This is a genomic window from Antarcticimicrobium sediminis (genome assembly GCF_004348975.1).
Classification (GTDB): Bacteria; Pseudomonadota; Alphaproteobacteria; order Rhodobacterales; family Rhodobacteraceae; genus Antarcticimicrobium; species Antarcticimicrobium sediminis.
In genome coordinates this window covers 202,455-217,574 of sequence record NZ_SMFP01000003.1, presented here as the reverse complement: position 1 = coordinate 217,574, position 15,120 = coordinate 202,455, and the positions used below count along the sequence as shown (strand labels likewise).

At 63.3% G+C, this 15,120-nt stretch carries 15 protein-coding genes; 7 read left to right on the top strand and 8 right to left on the bottom strand.

Features of this window, described 5'->3' with window-relative positions; all coding sequences use genetic code 11:
- The first annotated feature begins 37 nt into the window (after positions 1–37).
- The 5 genes from ftsH to folD all read left to right on the top strand — a co-directional run bounded on the left by ftsH (position 38) and on the right by folD (position 6,102).
- Entirely contained in the window at positions 38–1,954 is a 1,917-nt protein-coding gene (gene ftsH / locus E1B25_RS06550; RefSeq protein ID WP_132827962.1) for an ATP-dependent zinc metalloprotease FtsH, read from the top strand.
- Between the two features lie 232 nt (positions 1,955–2,186).
- Positions 2,187–2,762 carry an MOSC domain-containing protein gene (locus E1B25_RS06545; RefSeq protein ID WP_132827961.1) on the top strand — a complete coding sequence of 192 codons (576 nt, stop codon included), beginning with the start codon at positions 2,187–2,189 and terminating at the stop codon, positions 2,760–2,762.
- Positions 2,763–2,943: 181 nt separating this feature from the next.
- Entirely contained in the window at positions 2,944–4,620 is a 1,677-nt protein-coding gene (locus tag E1B25_RS06540) for a formate--tetrahydrofolate ligase (protein ID WP_132827960.1), read from the top strand.
- Positions 4,620–5,171, top strand: coding sequence for an invasion associated locus B family protein (locus tag E1B25_RS06535; protein ID WP_132827959.1), 552 nt, complete (start codon positions 4,620–4,622; stop codon positions 5,169–5,171). Before E1B25_RS06540 ends, E1B25_RS06535 begins: the two co-directional genes overlap by 1 nt.
- Positions 5,172–5,184: 13 nt before the next feature.
- On the top strand, positions 5,185–6,102 hold the full coding sequence (gene folD / locus E1B25_RS06530) for a bifunctional methylenetetrahydrofolate dehydrogenase/methenyltetrahydrofolate cyclohydrolase FolD (RefSeq protein WP_132827958.1): 918 nt from the start codon (positions 5,185–5,187) through the stop codon (positions 6,100–6,102).
- 30 nt (positions 6,103–6,132) lie between these two features.
- Here the strand turns inward: folD and E1B25_RS06525 are convergent, their stop codons facing one another.
- Positions 6,133–6,549: a PaaI family thioesterase gene (locus tag E1B25_RS06525; protein ID WP_132827957.1), complete on the bottom strand. Its 417-nt coding sequence runs from the start codon at positions 6,547–6,549 to the stop codon at positions 6,133–6,135.
- A 260-nt stretch (positions 6,550–6,809) separates the two neighbouring features.
- Here E1B25_RS06525 and E1B25_RS06520 point away from each other — a divergent pair, with 260 nt between their 5' ends.
- Positions 6,810–7,568, top strand: a complete 759-nt coding sequence (locus tag E1B25_RS06520; protein ID WP_165937563.1) for a LytTR family DNA-binding domain-containing protein — start codon at positions 6,810–6,812, stop codon at positions 7,566–7,568.
- 20 nt (positions 7,569–7,588) lie between these two features.
- On the opposite strand, the gene pdeM is transcribed toward E1B25_RS06520, so the two are convergent.
- Positions 7,589–8,251, bottom strand: coding sequence for a ligase-associated DNA damage response endonuclease PdeM (pdeM, locus tag E1B25_RS06515; RefSeq protein ID WP_245510628.1), 663 nt, complete (start codon positions 8,249–8,251; stop codon positions 7,589–7,591).
- A gap of 91 nt (positions 8,252–8,342) precedes the next feature.
- Positions 8,343–8,951, bottom strand: coding sequence for a MarR family winged helix-turn-helix transcriptional regulator (locus tag E1B25_RS06510; protein WP_245510627.1), 609 nt, complete (start codon positions 8,949–8,951; stop codon positions 8,343–8,345).
- A gap of 183 nt (positions 8,952–9,134) precedes the next feature.
- Here E1B25_RS06510 and E1B25_RS06505 point away from each other — a divergent pair, with 183 nt between their 5' ends.
- Complete coding sequence (locus E1B25_RS06505) at positions 9,135–10,721, top strand: MDR family MFS transporter (protein WP_245510626.1); 1,587 nt, start codon at positions 9,135–9,137, stop codon at positions 10,719–10,721.
- Here E1B25_RS06505 and E1B25_RS06500 read toward each other — a convergent pair whose 3' ends face one another.
- From E1B25_RS06500 to E1B25_RS06480, 5 genes are all read right to left on the bottom strand, one after another.
- Entirely contained in the window at positions 10,722–12,029 is a 1,308-nt protein-coding gene (locus tag E1B25_RS06500; protein WP_132827954.1) for an ATPase, read from the bottom strand.
- Between the two features lie 133 nt (positions 12,030–12,162).
- Positions 12,163–12,657 (bottom strand): prepilin peptidase, encoded by a 495-nt coding sequence (locus tag E1B25_RS06495; protein ID WP_132827953.1) that lies wholly within the window; start codon positions 12,655–12,657, stop codon positions 12,163–12,165.
- Positions 12,658–12,661: 4 nt separating this feature from the next.
- Complete coding sequence (locus E1B25_RS06490) at positions 12,662–13,510, bottom strand: tetratricopeptide repeat protein (RefSeq protein WP_132827952.1); 849 nt, start codon at positions 13,508–13,510, stop codon at positions 12,662–12,664.
- Between the two features lie 31 nt (positions 13,511–13,541).
- The gene (locus E1B25_RS06485) at positions 13,542–14,132 is read right to left on the bottom strand and encodes a tetratricopeptide repeat protein (protein ID WP_132827951.1); all 591 of its coding nucleotides are present in this window, start codon (positions 14,130–14,132) and stop codon (positions 13,542–13,544) included.
- A 5-nt stretch (positions 14,133–14,137) separates the two neighbouring features.
- Positions 14,138–15,118, bottom strand: a complete 981-nt coding sequence (locus E1B25_RS06480) for a type II secretion system F family protein (protein WP_132827950.1) — start codon at positions 15,116–15,118, stop codon at positions 14,138–14,140.
- Positions 15,119–15,120: the final 2 nt, after the last annotated feature.

Sequence of the window (15,120 nt, the reverse complement as noted above, 5' to 3'; positions counted from 1 at the left end):
GTCGCCCTAAGGCGGCCGCGCATTTAGGAGAGTTTCCTTGGGCAACGCACGAAATATCGCCTTCTGGGTCGTTCTGTTCCTGTTGATTCTGGCGCTGTTCAATCTGTTCAGTGGCAGTGGCAGCACGCTGCAGAGTCGGGAAGTCACGTATTCCGACTTCGTCAGCGCAGTGACGAGCAAAGAGGTCAGCCAGGCCACCCTGGACGGCGAACAGGTCCGCTTTCGCGGAACCGACGGACAAGACTACGTTACCATCAGACCCGCAGACGCGAAGGTCACCGATCTGCTGATCGCCAACGACGTCCCCCTCCGGGCCGAAAAACAGGAACAATCGGGGTTCCAGTCGTTTCTGATCACGCTGTTGCCCTTCGTGCTGCTGATTGGTGTCTGGATCTATTTCATGAACCGGATGCAGGGCGGCGGCAAAGGCGGTGCCATGGGCTTTGGCAAGTCCAAGGCCAAGATGCTGACCGAGAAACAGGGGCGCGTCACCTTTGACGATGTCGCGGGCATCGACGAGGCCAAGGAAGAGCTTGAGGAAATCGTTGAATTCCTGCGCAACCCGCAGAAATTCTCGCGCCTTGGCGGCAAGATCCCCAAGGGCGCGCTGCTGGTGGGGCCTCCGGGCACCGGTAAGACCTTGCTGGCGCGCGCCATCGCGGGCGAGGCAGGGGTTCCGTTCTTTACCATTTCGGGGTCGGACTTTGTCGAGATGTTCGTGGGTGTGGGCGCAAGCCGCGTGCGCGACATGTTCGAACAGGCGAAAAAGAACGCGCCCTGTATCGTCTTCATCGACGAGATCGACGCCGTGGGGCGCCACCGTGGCGCCGGCTATGGCGGCGGCAATGACGAACGCGAACAGACGCTGAACCAGCTGCTGGTCGAGATGGACGGCTTCGAGGCCAACGAGGGTGTGATCATCATCGCCGCCACCAACCGCAAGGACGTGCTGGACCCCGCGCTGTTGCGCCCGGGCCGGTTCGACCGTGAGGTGACGGTGGGCAACCCCGACATCAAGGGCCGCGAAAAGATCCTTGGCGTGCACGCGCGCAAAACCCCGCTGGGCCCGGATGTGGATCTGCGCATCATCGCGCGCGGAACACCCGGCTTTTCCGGGGCCGATCTGGCCAACCTGGTGAACGAGGCGGCGCTGACGGCGGCGCGCATCGGACGACGGTTTGTCACGATGGAGGACTTCGAGAACGCCAAGGACAAGGTGATGATGGGGGCCGAACGCCGCAGCATGGTGTTGACCGCCGATCAAAAGGAAAAGACCGCCTATCACGAGTCCGGCCACGCGGTGGTGGGGATGCACCTGCCGATGTGCGATCCGGTCTATAAGGCCACGATCATCCCGCGCGGTGGTGCGCTGGGGATGGTGGTCAGCCTGCCGGAAATGGACCGGTTGAACTGGCACAAGGACGAGTGCGAGCAGAAACTGGCGATGACCATGGCCGGCAAGGCGGCCGAGGTTCTCAAGTATGGCAAGGATCATGTGTCGAACGGCCCTGCCGGCGATATTCAACAGGCCAGCCAACTGGCCCGCGCCATGGTTCTGCGCTGGGGCATGTCCGACAAGATCGGCAATATCGACTATGCCGAGGCGCATGAAGGCTACAGCGGCAATACCGGCGGTTTCTCGGTCTCGGCCCATACCAAGGAGCTGATCGAGGACGAGGTGCGCGATTTCATTCAGGCGGGCTATGAGCGCGCAGTTGGAATCCTGACCGACAAGGGCGAGGAATGGGAGCGTCTGGCGCAAGGGCTGTTGGAATATGAAACCCTGACCGGCGAAGAGATCAAGCGCGTCATGAAGGGCGAGCCACCGCACGTGGACGATGACGGGGCCAGCGGCACCGATCAGGGTGGCGCGGCAAGTGTCACCGCGATCCCCAAGACCAAGCCCAAGAAAACCCCGCCCGAGGGCGGAATGGAACCCGAACCCAGCGCATAAGGCGCGGCGGCTCAAGGCAAACAGACAGGCGGCCGGGGATCTCCCCGGCCGTTTTTCATGGCGCGGGCCCGTTTGTGCGGCGGTCCAGCGTTTCCCGGTGAGGCATTCTCGCCGTCTGGTCCAGCAATGCAGGCGGGGCGGCGCTTTTCCCCTATCGGCCCCGGTTCTTTCTGGTGCAGGTTCCCGGGGACTGATCCGGGCTGATGTGCGCCGGGACCCAAGAGGAGGCGACATGGCGGTACTGCAGCAGACGGAACACGAGGGCGAGGTGGTCTGGCTGGGCCATGTGCCAGCCGGTGGATCGCTGCGGGCGCAGCCGGTCGAACGGTTGGATCTGGGCTTTTCCGGCGTCGCGGGCGGGCGCCATGACGGGATGTTGCGCCCCTCTTGTTCGCGGGTGCTGAACCTTTATCCGCGTGGCACCGAGATCCGCAATGTGCGCCAGCTCACCATCCTGTCGGAAAAGGAACTGGCCCGCATCGCCGCCGCCATGGGCGAAGACAGCCTTGATCCGGCTTTGTTGGGCGTTTCCATCGTACTGCGCGGCATTCCCGATTTCACCCATGTGCCGCCGTCTTCACGGTTGCAATCGGGCGCGGGCACCACGTTGACAGTGGATATGGAGAACCTTCCCTGCGTGCTGCCGGGCCGCGAGATCGAGAAGGAGCGTCCGGGCAAGGGCGGGGCCTTCAAGCCCGCGGCCGAGGGGCGGCGCGGCGTCACCGCCTGGGTCGAACGCCCCGGCCCGCTGTTGCTGGGGGACCGATTGCGTCTGTTCATCCCGGCGCAGCGGGCCTGGACGCCCTGACGCGACCCGCCCCTGCAGCGCCCCCCGCAGACCAATTTCCTTTCTCTGGCCGGGCTTTCGCCGCTTCAAGACGGGAAAAGGTCGGAAACCTCTTTAACGCCCCACCCCCCGGGCGGTATGGATTGCAGGACTCGGCGCAGAGAGCCGGGCTTGAGGGACATTTCCTGGGGGGACCGCGCCAATGAGCTTTAAATCCGATATCGAGATCGCCCGCGAGGCGAACAAGAAACCCATTCAAGAGATCGGCGCCCGGCTGGGCATGACGTCCGACGACCTGCTGCCCTATGGCCACGACAAGGCCAAGGTCAGTCAGGCCTTCATCAACAGCGTTCAGGGCAACAAGACCGGCAAGCTGATCTTGGTCACCGCGATCAACCCGACCCCGGCGGGCGAGGGCAAGACCACCACCACCGTGGGCCTTGGCGACGGGTTGAACGCGATCGGCAAGAAGGCGGCGATCTGCATCCGCGAGGCCTCGCTTGGCCCCTGTTTCGGGATGAAGGGGGGCGCGGCTGGTGGCGGCTATGCCCAGGTCGTCCCGATGGAAGAGATGAACCTGCATTTCACCGGCGATTTCCACGCCATCACCAGCGCCCACAACCTGCTGGCGGCGATGATCGACAACCACATCTATTGGGGCAACGAGCTGGAGATCGACGAGCGTCGGGTGGTTTGGCGCCGCGTGCTGGACATGAACGACCGTGCGTTGCGCGATGTCGTGACCTCGCTTGGCGGCGTCGCCAACGGCTTTCCGCGCCAGACCGGGTTCGACATCACCGTCGCGTCTGAAGTGATGGCGATCCTGTGTCTGGCCACCTCTCTGAAGGATCTGCAGCAGCGGCTGGGCGATATCATCGTCGCGTCGCGCCGCGACAAAAGCCCGATCTATGCCCGCGACATCAAGGCCGATGGCGCAATGACCGTGCTGCTCAAGGATGCGATGCAACCCAATCTGGTGCAGACGCTCGAGAACAACCCCGCCTTTGTCCATGGCGGCCCGTTTGCCAATATCGCCCACGGCTGCAACAGCGTGATCGCCACCACCACCGCGCTCAAGACCGCCGATTACGTCGTGACTGAGGCCGGGTTTGGCGCCGATCTGGGGGCCGAGAAGTTCATGAACATCAAGTGCCGCAAAGCCGGGCTCGCCCCCGATTGCGTGGTCCTGGTGGCGACCGTGCGCGCGATGAAGATGAATGGCGGCGTCGCCAAGGCCGATCTGGGCACCGAGGATGTCGCTGCCGTGCAAGAAGGCTGCGCCAATCTGGGCCGTCATATCGGCAATTTGAAATCCTTTGGTGTGCCGGTTGTCGTGGCGATCAACCATTTTTCCGGCGACAGCGTGGCCGAGGTGCAGGCGGTGATTGACTATGTCGAGACCCAAGGCTCTGAGGCGATCCTGTGCACCCATTGGGCCGAAGGCTCCAAAGGCGCCATTGCGCTGGCGACGCGGGTGGCCGAGATTGCCGACAGCGGCATCAGCCAGTTCGCGCCGCTCTACGAGGATGATCTGTCGCTGTTCGAGAAGATCGAGTGTGTCGCAAAGCGGATTTATCACGCCGACGAGGTGCTGGCCGATCAAAGCGTGCGCAACCAGCTCAAGGACTGGGAGGCGGCGGGCTATGGCAATCTGCCGGTCTGCATGGCCAAGACCCAGTACAGTTTTACCACCGATCCCAACCGGCGCGGCGCACCCACCGGGCATAGTGTCCCGGTGCGCGAGGTGCGGCTCAGCGCGGGGGCCGGTTTTGTCGTCGTGATCTGCGGCGAGATCATGACCATGCCGGGCCTGCCGCGCGTGCCCTCGGCCGAGACGATCATGCTGAACGATCTGGGGCAGATCGAAGGTCTGTTCTGATGATGTCCCGGCTGGCGCTGGCATGTGGACTTCTGGCGGTACCTGCCTCTGCGCAGCAGTGGTTCCTGCATGACTACGGCGAACTCCGGGCCTATCACGGCGACTGGCTCGCGGTCTGTGACGATGGCGGCGACGGTCCCTGCCGCGTGGTGCAGACCGGGGTGGACCCTGGCTCCAACGCCTATTTCGACCAAAGGCTGGCGGCGCACCGGCTCGACAACTCGCCCGACTGGGCGATCGAGGTGATGGACCGCGGCATGCCCGCCGCCGCGCTGACCGAGTTGCGGTTCAGGTTCGACGGGCAGGAGGTCACGGTGCCGCCCGCAGGCTGGGCCGTGGGCGACATGCGCTCGGCCAATGCCTCAGACACGGTCACGATCCGCGATCCCGACCTTGCGTACGCCCTTGTCGCGCGTATGAAGGCGGGTAACCGGGTGAACGTCACCTATGCGCCGACAGGCGAGGGCGACGGAAGCGCCAGCTTTCCCCTGCGCGGGGTGACGGCGGCGATGAACGCGGCAGAGGCCCGCGTTCTCGCTCGGCAGGAGTAAAAAAGGACTGAACATGACAGCACAGATCATCGACGGCAAAGCTTTTGCCGCCACGGTACGCGGCCAGGTCGCTGACCACGTGGCGCGTCTGAAATCCGATCACGGCATCACCCCGGGCCTTGCGGTGGTGCTGGTGGGCGAGGATCCTGCCAGTCAGGTCTATGTGCGCTCCAAGGGCAAGATGACGGTCGAGGTCGGCATGACCTCCTATGAGCACAAGCTTGACGTCGACACTGATGAGGCCGATCTGCTGGCCCTGATCGACCGGCTGAACGCCGATCCGGCGGTACATGGCATCCTGGTGCAACTGCCGCTGCCGGGCCATCTGGACGAGGCGCTGGTGATCAACGCCATCGACCCGGCCAAGGATGTGGACGGCTTTCATATCTCCAACGTCGGGCTGTTGGCGACGGGGCAAAAGGCAATGGTGCCCTGCACGCCGCTGGGCTGCCTGATGATGCTGCGCGAGCATCATGGATCGCTGTCAGGGATGACCGCGGTTGTGGTCGGGCGCTCCAACATCGTTGGTAAACCGATGGCGCAACTACTGTTGGGTGACAGCTGCACCGTGACCATCGCGCACAGCCGCACCAAGGACATTCAAGAGGTGACGCGGCGCGCCGATATCGTCGTCGCCGCCGTGGGCCGCCCCGAGATGGTCACCGGCGATTGGATCAAGCCCGGCGCGACCGTGATCGACGTGGGTATCAACCGCATCGACGCGCCGGAAAAGGGCACCAACGCGGATGGCAGCGTCAAGACGCGTCTGGTTGGCGATTGCCACTTTGACAGCTGCGCCGAGGTGGCGGGGGCCATCACCCCGGTGCCCGGCGGGGTCGGGCCGATGACCATCGCTTGCCTGCTGGCGAACACGCTCACCGCTTGCTGTCGCGCCAACGGGCTGGCGGAGCCCGAAGGGCTGACCGTCTGATCCGGTGCTGTCAGACCCAGCGCGGTTGATCTAAGCGACCGGCACCGGAACCATGGTGCCGGTCAACACCGCCACCAGCGTTTCGGTGTCGCCGTCAATCGCATGGACCTCGGCCGAGACGACCACCAATCGTCGGCCCGGTTTGATCACCCGGCCGGTCGCGCGCAGCCGCTCGCCCCGCCCCGGGGCCAGCAGGTTGATCTTGATCTCTGCCGTCATCACCTCGGTATCCTCGGGCATGACGCTCAGCGCAGAATAGCCAGCGGCGGTATCGCCGAGCGCAAAACTCAGCGCCGCGTGGGCGACCCCGTGTTGTTGACGGCTGCCGGGCAGGATCGGTGCCGAGATCACTACCTGTCCCGCCGAAACGCTGTCAATTTGGGCGCCCAGCGTTTCCATCATGCTCTGGCGCGAAAAACTGTCTTTGATCCGCTGTTGTCGCTCCATAGGCTGCGATCTCCTGTCATGGACGAAGAGGGGCCCCGTCCCGATTATAAATGCCAAACACAGCATATGTGCCCGGGGGGCTTAATGCCTTGACCTCACGGATATTTGAGGCAAAACATAATGTTATCTGACCGGTTTGCGTTTTAAGGTCAATTTATTAGATGCAATTGAGTGGCGGTCGATTGAAGACTTTCTCGAACCGACTTTTCCGCAGTGGCTTTGTTTGGCCCTTTTCGCGGGGCGAGGCCGTTTCCCTGCCGTTGGTTTCCTTTTTCGTCGCCTATACCGGCCCTTTCGGCACCTTTAGCCTCGGGTTCGGGCACCGGTTGGCTTATTGGTCGCTGGTGGTTGTGATATCGGCGCTGATGGCCAACGTCTTTGCGCGCGTGGCGCATCGGATTGCTGGTCCGGGACGCCATCTGCGGCAGGATCTGGTTCTTGTCGTGCTGATGACCACCTTTTTCACCCCGGTTCTGACCGAGCTTACCACGTCTTTCCTGACGGTGAAGATTGCCAGCTTTTCCGAGATGTTCGTCTTTGCGCAGTTTGTGGCGATCCTTTCGCTGGGGGTCGCGACCGCGCGGCGGGTGCTGCCCAAATTCGTTCTGGGCCTGAATCTTGGCAAATCGCCAGAGAACGACGGCCCGCACCCTGATGCCGAACCCGCCCCCAAGGTTGCACCTGAATCTGATCCCGAACTGCCGTCGCAGCCCCGGTTGATGCGCCGGCTGCCGCCGGATTTCACCGGTCCGATCCTGCGGCTGACGGTGCAGGACCACTTTGTTGATGTGATCGCGCCCGAGGATGAACATCGTCTGCGCATGCGCTTTGCCGATGCCGTCGACGAGATGGACCCGGTCGAGGGCGTCTATACCCACCGGTCGCATTGGGTGGCGCGGGACGCGATCAAAGGGGATGAACGCGACGGCGCCCGCGTTCTGCTGCGCCTGACCAACGGCGACCTTGTGCCGGTCAGCCGGACCTATCGCCCGGAATTGGAAAAGTCCGGCCTGCTGTGATGTCTAACGCGGCATGATGCCTAGCGCGGCATCGGGATCGCACGCACCTCTGGCCCGGTTAGAAGCGCCAGCGCCTCGGGCCGCATCAACGCCCTGAGCGTTGCATCATGGCTTTGCTGTCCGGCGGTATAGATGCCATAGGCTGGCAGGATCACCCGGTCGCGATCCAGCAAAAAGGCCGGCCGCGTCATCATGCGCGCGCCGCTTTCTACCCTTGCGCTGGGGTGGTAGTGGCCTGACACCTCGCCGCTGGCCCCGGGCCGTGCGATCGGGCGAAAGCTCAACGGGGCCACCGGCAGCTCGGCCAGCGAGGTGCCGCCCAGATCCGCCGGCCCGACATCGTGGCGCCCCTCGACCCAGACCCAGCGCCGCCCGGCCTGTAGCTTGGCGATCCAGGCACGCTCGGTCTCGGGCAGGGCGCGGGCAGCGGCGAGATCGTCGAAGCTGTGGCCCAGACAAATCACGGTGCGCGCCTGATGCAGCGTCAGATCGGCGGCCAGACGGGTCAGCGTGTCGCGGGTGTCATAGGCGGGCAGGGGGCCACTGCCGTGTCGGGCGATCCGCTCCGATTTGCCCAGATGCAGGTCCGCCACGCAAAGCACCCCCTGCTCCGGCCACCACAGTGCGCCGGTGCCCAAGGCCACCAGCGAAACGCCGGCGAGGGTGAAAGAATGCCCGTTCACACTTTGATCCATGCCGGGCGGGGGTGGAAAAGGCAAGGCAGATTGCACGCGGGGCGATAGGCCTTGGCGCGACCTTTCGGGCGTGCCCTGCTCAGTCCGTGTCCAGCGGCGGCAACCCGGCAACCAGGGCCGCGACCTCGCCACTGAACTGCGCCGTGCCCATCTTCGGGGCCTCGTCCGTCCAGCTGGAAAACCGATCGAGCAGCGGCAGAAACCTGTCGCGTTCTTCCTTGCTCCAACCTGTGAGAAAATCGCCCATCAGCAGGAATTTATACTGCCGAACCGCCCGCACCACGGCTTTGCCGTTCTCGCTCAACTCGACGATGGTGCGCCGCGCATCCTGTTGGCTGACCGTGCGTCGCGCCAGCTTTTTCGAGATCAGGTCGCTGACCAGTCGCGAGGCGCGCGACGGGTCGATCGCCAGCCGTTCGGCCACGGTGCAGACCATGGTTTCCTGCCCCTCGCGGTCGCCAAATTCGTTCGCGGGGGCCGAGATCGCGATCAGCACGTCGAGATGTGCCAGATCAAGCCAATCGGCCAGTTGCAGGTCGCGCAGCGCGCTTGCGCCCAGTTCACGCTTGCGGAACCGGCGGCGCCATTGCTGCATCACAGCGTCGATTTCCAACGCAGACTCCACCGCTTCGGGATCTATGCCCGCCCGGTAAAGGTAATCCCGCATTCCGTCATCACACGAAGCCATCGCCGCCCCCTTGCCTGCCCCTGTCTCTGACGTGATCGGGCGGATTTGTCAATTACATGCTATTGACATGTAAATGTATGTTGCACATAAATGCTGGAAACAAGTGAACTCCCCGCCTTGGCGGCCTGTGGAATTGCTTGTGGCTTTTCCGACGGGCCGCCATTTTTTCTGGGATTATTTGACGTGACAGCTTCCCCCCCCGATATGAAGACCGCCGCGCCGATGCCGAGCGAACCGGGCGAAAAGATGCGTGTGCGTCTGGCCATCACGGCGGCGGCGACGGTGCTGTTTCTGGCCTCTCTGGGCCAGACCAGTGTCTCGACGGCGCTTCCGATCATCGTCGGGGAACTGGGCGGGCTGGATCATATCACCTGGGTGATCACCGCCTATCTGCTGGCCTCTACGGTGGGGGCGCCGGTGATGGGCAAGTTGGGCGATCTGTTCGGGCGCCGTGCGGTGTTGCAGGCGGGGATCGGCGTGTTTCTGACCGGGTCCGTCTTTTGCGCACTGGCCCCCAGCATGTGGGCGCTGGTGGCGGGCCGCTTTGTTCAGGGGCTTGGCGGCGGCGGGCTGATCGTGGTGGCGATGGCCACGGTCGCCGATGTATTGCCGCCGCGCGAACGTGGCCGGGTGCAGGGCGCGCTGGGGGCGGTGTTCGGGCTGTCGACCGTGGTCGGTCCGCTGGCCGGCGGCTTTCTTGTCCAGCATCTGACATGGCAGTGGATCTTCTGGATCAACCTGCCGGTGGGGCTGGCGGCCTTTGTCGTGCTCAGCCTCGCGCTGGAGGCACGGCCGTCGCGGGCGCGCCCCTCGATCGACTATCTGGGTGCGGTGCTGCTGGCGGTCACGCTGTCCTGCGCGGTGCTGATCTTTTCCGTTGGAGGCGTCAACCTGCCCTGGGCCAGCCTGGGCATGGCCGCGCTTGCCGCCGGGATGGTGCTGTCGCTGGCGGGATTCATCCTGACCGAGCGGGCGGCAAAGGAGCCGATCCTGCCGCTGTCGCTGTTTCGGATCAACAATTTCGTGGTGTCCAATCTGGTCGGGCTGATCGTGGGTGGTGCGATGTTTGGCACCATCACCTTTATCCCGATGTTCATGCAGGTGGTCAAAGGCATGGCCCCGTCGCCGTCGGGGATGTTCCTGACGCCGATGATGTTGGGGCTGGTCGGCACCTCGGCGTTGGCGGGGCGGATCATGGCGCGCACCGGGCGCTATCGGATGATGCCGGTGTTCTCGACGCTGCTGCTGGGGCTTGGCATGGCCGGGATGGCAACCATCGATGCGGCCACGCCGAACGGGCTTATCCTGCTGTTCGTGTTTGTCGCGGGGGTGGGGATCGGCCCGGTGATGAGCATTGGCGTCACCGCGATCCAGAACGCGGTTCCGCGCGAAACCGTCGGCGTCGGCACGGCCAGCGCCAATATGTTCCGGCTGATCGGCGGCTCGATCGGCACCGCGGTTTTCGGGGCGATGTTTGCCACCGGGCTGGCAACGCGGCTGGCGGCCTTGGGGATCGACGGTATCGGGCCGGGCGGCAGGCTAACCGGCGCGGCGCTGGCCGCGCTTGCCCCCGAGGCCCATGCCCGTGTCGTGGCCGCCATCGCGGAGTCGTTGCACCCGGTGTTCTGGAGTGCGGCACTGCTGGGGCTGCTGGCCAGCGCCGCCGCGCTTTTGATGCGCGAGCGACCGTTGGAGGACGTTCTGATCGTGCATCGCGCAGGGTCGCAGCCGGACCCGGCCCCGGAACCGGAGCGCACCGCGGCGGAGTGATTACCTGACGATCTCGGCGTCGCGCACGAACATGTTGTCCCAGGCCCTGTCAATCAACTCGGGCGACATCTGGTGCGGGATCCCCTCGAATTCGCAGATCGAGATCATCTGGTCGATCAGGAAAACCGGCTGATAATTGGCATAGACATTGCCGATGGTGGGGTACTTTTCCTTCAGCAGATAGATCAGCGTCCGCTCGTCCAGCTTCATCCCTTTCTTGTGCGCGACCAGCGCAAAGATCTTCAGGAAATCCTCCTGGTTCGGCCCGTCGATCAGGATCTTGAAAAAGATCCGTCGCAGCGCCGCCTGGTCAAAGATCTCGTTGGGGTGGAAGTTGGTCGAGAAGATCACCAGGGTGTCAAACGGCACCTCGAACTTTTCGCCCGATTGCAGGCCAAGGATGTCCTTGTTTTCTTCCAGCGGCACGATCCAGCGGTTGATCAGCGCCTGTGGCGATTCCGCCTGACGCCCAAGATCGTCGACGATAAAGATGCCGCCGGTCGCTTTCAGCTGAAGCGGTGCCTGATAGGTGCGCGCGGTGGGGTTGTAGACCAGATCGAGCATGTTCAGCGTCAGCTCGCCCCCGGTGACCACAGTGGGGCGCTCGCAACAGACATAGCGGGCGTCGAACCGCTTGCTCCGGCGCAGGCTGTTGGGGGCGTCGGCGGCCTGTTCGATGGCGTTGTGCACGATGGGATCATAGACGGTGATCACCTGACCCGAGTATTCGATTGCGAGCGGCACATAGATGCGATCGCCCAAGGCGCTGCGAATGCCGTTGGAGATCGAGGATTTCCCGTTGCCCGGCGGGCCATACATCAGGATCGAGCGCCCGGCGCTGACCGCTGGCCCGAGATGGTTCAGCAGGCTGTCAGGCAGTACCAGATGCCCCATCGCCTCGGTGAGTTGGGTGCGCGCCACCTGGATGTTGCGGATCGACTGCCGTTTGACCTGTTTCTCATAGACCTTGAGCGGCACCGGCATCGCCCCGAAATATTCCGACTGTGCCAGCGCATCCAGCGCCCGCGCCTTGCCGGCGTCGGTCAGCTGATAGCCCATTTCGCCACCGGAATTCGCGTTCAGCGAACCGGTGGCCTGCACCAGACGTTGGGTGCGGGCCAGATCCATCAGTTCCTGCGTGATCGGGACCGGCAGGCAGAGCGCCTGCGCGGTTTCGCTGATCGTTTCGCTGCTCTTGCGGAACATCGTCTTGAGCAGAATATCCCGCATCATCACGGCGGGAAGCTGTAGCTCGTCGAGGCTGCGAGGCGAAGGCGGCGCAAGCGCCGGGCTGGTCTGCATGTTCATGGTCTGGCCCTTTGACGACGTGGTCCGGTTGATGTGATCCGGGGCCGTCAGGACCGCCCCCTTTGCGCGTCAAGGTGACGGGTCATTGTGGCATCACAGGGGCAGGGGCAGGGCACTGTTTTGAAACCCGCGCTCAGACGCCATAGAATGCGCCCAGGATCAGATACAGCGCCAGCGTAGAGCCCAGAGACAAGCCCATGGGAAATTTCCGGCCCGCGCTCCAGCTTTTCCACTCTGGCGCGATGCGGCGCAGGGGGGTGTATTTGGCCAGCCGGTGGGTGGCAAAGGCGGCCAGCAGATTGGCGGCGAACAGGGCCAGCAAAAGCCGCAGGTCGCCCGCCGCGATAAAGGGGGTGGCGGCGGCGGCGAATTTGGCGTCGCCCGCCCCCATCGCACCCGCCGCAGCCAGCACAAAGCCGACCAGAAGCACCCCGAACAATTGCGCCAACCGCATGCCATAGACCGGCAGGGGCAGGGCGATCAGGCCGACGATCACAAAGACCGCCGCCAGCGCCAGAACCGCCTGATTGGTGATGCGCATCTGGCTGAGGTCGGTGAAACAGACATAAAGACAGATTGGCAGGGCGAAGGGCAGGAACCACAACGCCGCCACGCTGGCGATGGACATCCGCTTAGCTCGCCTCGAGGGCGCGTAGCGAGCGGACCGCCTCTTCGAAGTGCTGCGGGTGGGTGCTGATTGCCTCGCGCAACAGCCCCTTGCCGGTGTTGACATCGCCCTGCTTGATCGCTGACAGCGCCAGCGTATGCAAAAGTTGGGCGCGTTCACTCTGGTCCATCGGAATGACGGGCAGGGAATAGTTGCGCTGCGCACCACGGGCCAAAATCAGGTTGTTCTTGGCGGTGAACAGGGTTGAATCTCGTCGGATTGCGTCCCCGAACAGGCGTTCGGCGTCGTTGAAATCGCCGCGCGTCAGCTTGGAATAGCCCCAGTTGTTCAGCACGCCCGCTGGCCGGGTGGTCAACCCCACGGCCGTTTCATAGAAACTGTCGGCGCGCTTCCATTCGCGATTGGCGTCGGCAACCATGGCTTCCAGTCGGTAGCGTTTGAACGTCTCATGGGTTGGCGGTACGGCATCCAGCGTCTTTTTCGCGCGCTCCCAATCGCCATTGCGGATCAGCGCGTCGGCGAAATCGACTTTGTCATCGTCTTTGGTGCCGGGCATCTCGACAACCTTGGACCAGGCCCCGACAGCCTCGGTGTTGCGCTTGGCGCGAACCAGTGATTTGGCCAAGCCGCGATGCAGTTCGATCTTTTCCGGCTTGGTCTTGATCGCGCGGGCGAAGTAATCGACCGCCTCGTTCGGATCAGCCACGGTCAGCATCACATCGTTGAGGTCGGTCTCATCGATCACATTGACGTCCTGAAAGGCGCGTTCGACGGTATCGCCGCCCTTTTCAGCGCAGGCCGAAAGGGTCAACCCGACCGCAAGACAGCCCGGAATAAGAAGAAAGTGGCGCATGATGTGCGTCCTTGTACTGCTCTCGCCTCGATCATGGTGTCTTGCGGATCAGAAAGTCGCTTCTGCCTCGCTGCACCAATTTGTATTCTTGCTTTTGTGGCTCATTGTTAACAGGATTTTCCAATTTTGCGAGTGCTAAGCGCAAATTGTCGCGGATTGCGTCACTTTCGCCATTGTCCAATGCGTAGGCCCGGCGAAAGAACTCGCTGGCTTCGGCGTGTTTGCCACGCTCCATCAGCACCACACCCAGGTTGTTCGCCGCCTCGGGCCAGTCCGGGGCCGCCTCGACGGCGTGGCGCAACAACTCTTCGGACTGGCCCAGTCGGCCCAGCCCAAGATTGGCCGATCCCAGCCCGGTCAGGATGTCCGGGGTCATGCCGTCAACCAGCGCCGCGCGGGTAAAGGCATCGAGTGCCAGATCATATTCTCCTGCCGCCATCAGCCGATTGGCGACCTCGACACCGTCCTCGGCCTCGGCCCGTAGGTTGACGCCCGGAGCAAAGGGGCCGCCGTCGGCCCCGGTGATCGGGGTGGGCGCGCAACCGGCCACCGCCGCAGCAGCGAAGAGGACCGAAATCAATCTGATCAACGATGCAGCCTGTGTCGCATCCGCTGGTGCCATTTGTGTCAGTTGCCCATCGCCCCCAAATTCATGATGCCCTTGACCGACGGGCCGACCAGAATGATCAGCAGCGGCGGAACCGTCAGCATCATTGTGGCAAGGGTCATTTTGGTTGGCAACTTGTTTGCAGCTTCTTCTGCGCGCATCACACGCTTGTCGCGCATCTCGCTGGCATAGACCCGAAGCGCCTCGGCGATCGAGGTGCCGAAGGTGGCCGACTGGATCATCACCGTCACAAAGGACGAGATATCCTGCACCCCGCAGCGCGTGGCCATGTCGCGCATCACCCTGTCCTTGTCCTTGCCGGCCTTCATCTCATAGGCGACAATCTCGAACTCATCGGCCAACGCCGGGTAAGAGGCATGCAGCTCTTTCGCGACGTGCACGATGGACTGGTCCAGCGATTGGCCCGCTTCGACGCAGACCAGCAGCATGTCGAGAGCGTCGGGAAAGCCGCTGGAAATCTCTTCCTTGCGCTCCGCGACGCGGCGGGTGATCCAGTATTTCGGCAACAGATAACCCACCGCGCCCGGCCCGATCACATACATGAGCAATTGCTTGGGGGTCAGCCCGTCGCCGCCCTCCAGTGACAAAACATAGAGAAACCCAAGCAAAAGCCCCAGAATCCCCAGTGCGAATTGGGCGAAGTGAAAGTACCGAACCGCATCTTTGGTCTGATAACCGGCTTGGCGCAGCGTGAGTTCCATCGCCGAAAGCTCTTCGGCGTTCTGAGGTTCAAGAAAAGTGGCAAAGCGTTCCAGCTTTTCGTTGCGCCCGCGCTGGCGCAGTTGCTCTTTCTTCGAGGTCGGCTTGGCCGCGTTTTCGCTGTTGCGCTTAAGCTTTTTCAGCGGATCCTCGGGCTGGTTCAGCAGCAGTGGAATGGTCACGAGGATCATGAACAGACCCAGTGCGCCGACCACGATCAGCGGTCCGAATTCGCCCAGTTGCCCGGTCAGGAAATCGCTAATGCTGTTCAGAAAGTCCATGT

Bases quoted from the DNA above. Each gene is read 5' to 3' on its own strand.
- E1B25_RS06525 (WP_132827957.1), bottom strand. From the start codon at position 6,549: ATGGAGCGACAACAGCGGATCAAAGACAGTTTTTCGCGCCAGAGCATG.
- E1B25_RS06510 (WP_245510627.1), bottom strand. From the start codon at position 8,951: ATGGCTTCGTGTGATGACGGAATGCGGGATTACCTTTACCGGGCGGGC.
- E1B25_RS06535 (WP_132827959.1), top strand. From the start codon at position 4,620: ATGATGTCCCGGCTGGCGCTGGCATGTGGACTTCTGGCGGTACCTGCC.
- E1B25_RS06500 (WP_132827954.1), bottom strand. From the start codon at position 12,029: ATGAACATGCAGACCAGCCCGGCGCTTGCGCCGCCTTCGCCTCGCAGC.
- E1B25_RS06545 (WP_132827961.1), top strand. From the start codon at position 2,187: ATGGCGGTACTGCAGCAGACGGAACACGAGGGCGAGGTGGTCTGGCTG.
- E1B25_RS06495 (WP_132827953.1), bottom strand. From the start codon at position 12,657: ATGTCCATCGCCAGCGTGGCGGCGTTGTGGTTCCTGCCCTTCGCCCTG.
- E1B25_RS06540 (WP_132827960.1), top strand. From the start codon at position 2,944: ATGAGCTTTAAATCCGATATCGAGATCGCCCGCGAGGCGAACAAGAAA.
- E1B25_RS06480 (WP_132827950.1), bottom strand. From the start codon at position 15,118: ATGGACTTTCTGAACAGCATTAGCGATTTCCTGACCGGGCAACTGGGC.
- folD (WP_132827958.1), top strand. From the start codon at position 5,185: ATGACAGCACAGATCATCGACGGCAAAGCTTTTGCCGCCACGGTACGC.
- E1B25_RS06490 (WP_132827952.1), bottom strand. From the start codon at position 13,510: ATGCGCCACTTTCTTCTTATTCCGGGCTGTCTTGCGGTCGGGTTGACC.
- E1B25_RS06485 (WP_132827951.1), bottom strand. From the start codon at position 14,132: ATGGCACCAGCGGATGCGACACAGGCTGCATCGTTGATCAGATTGATT.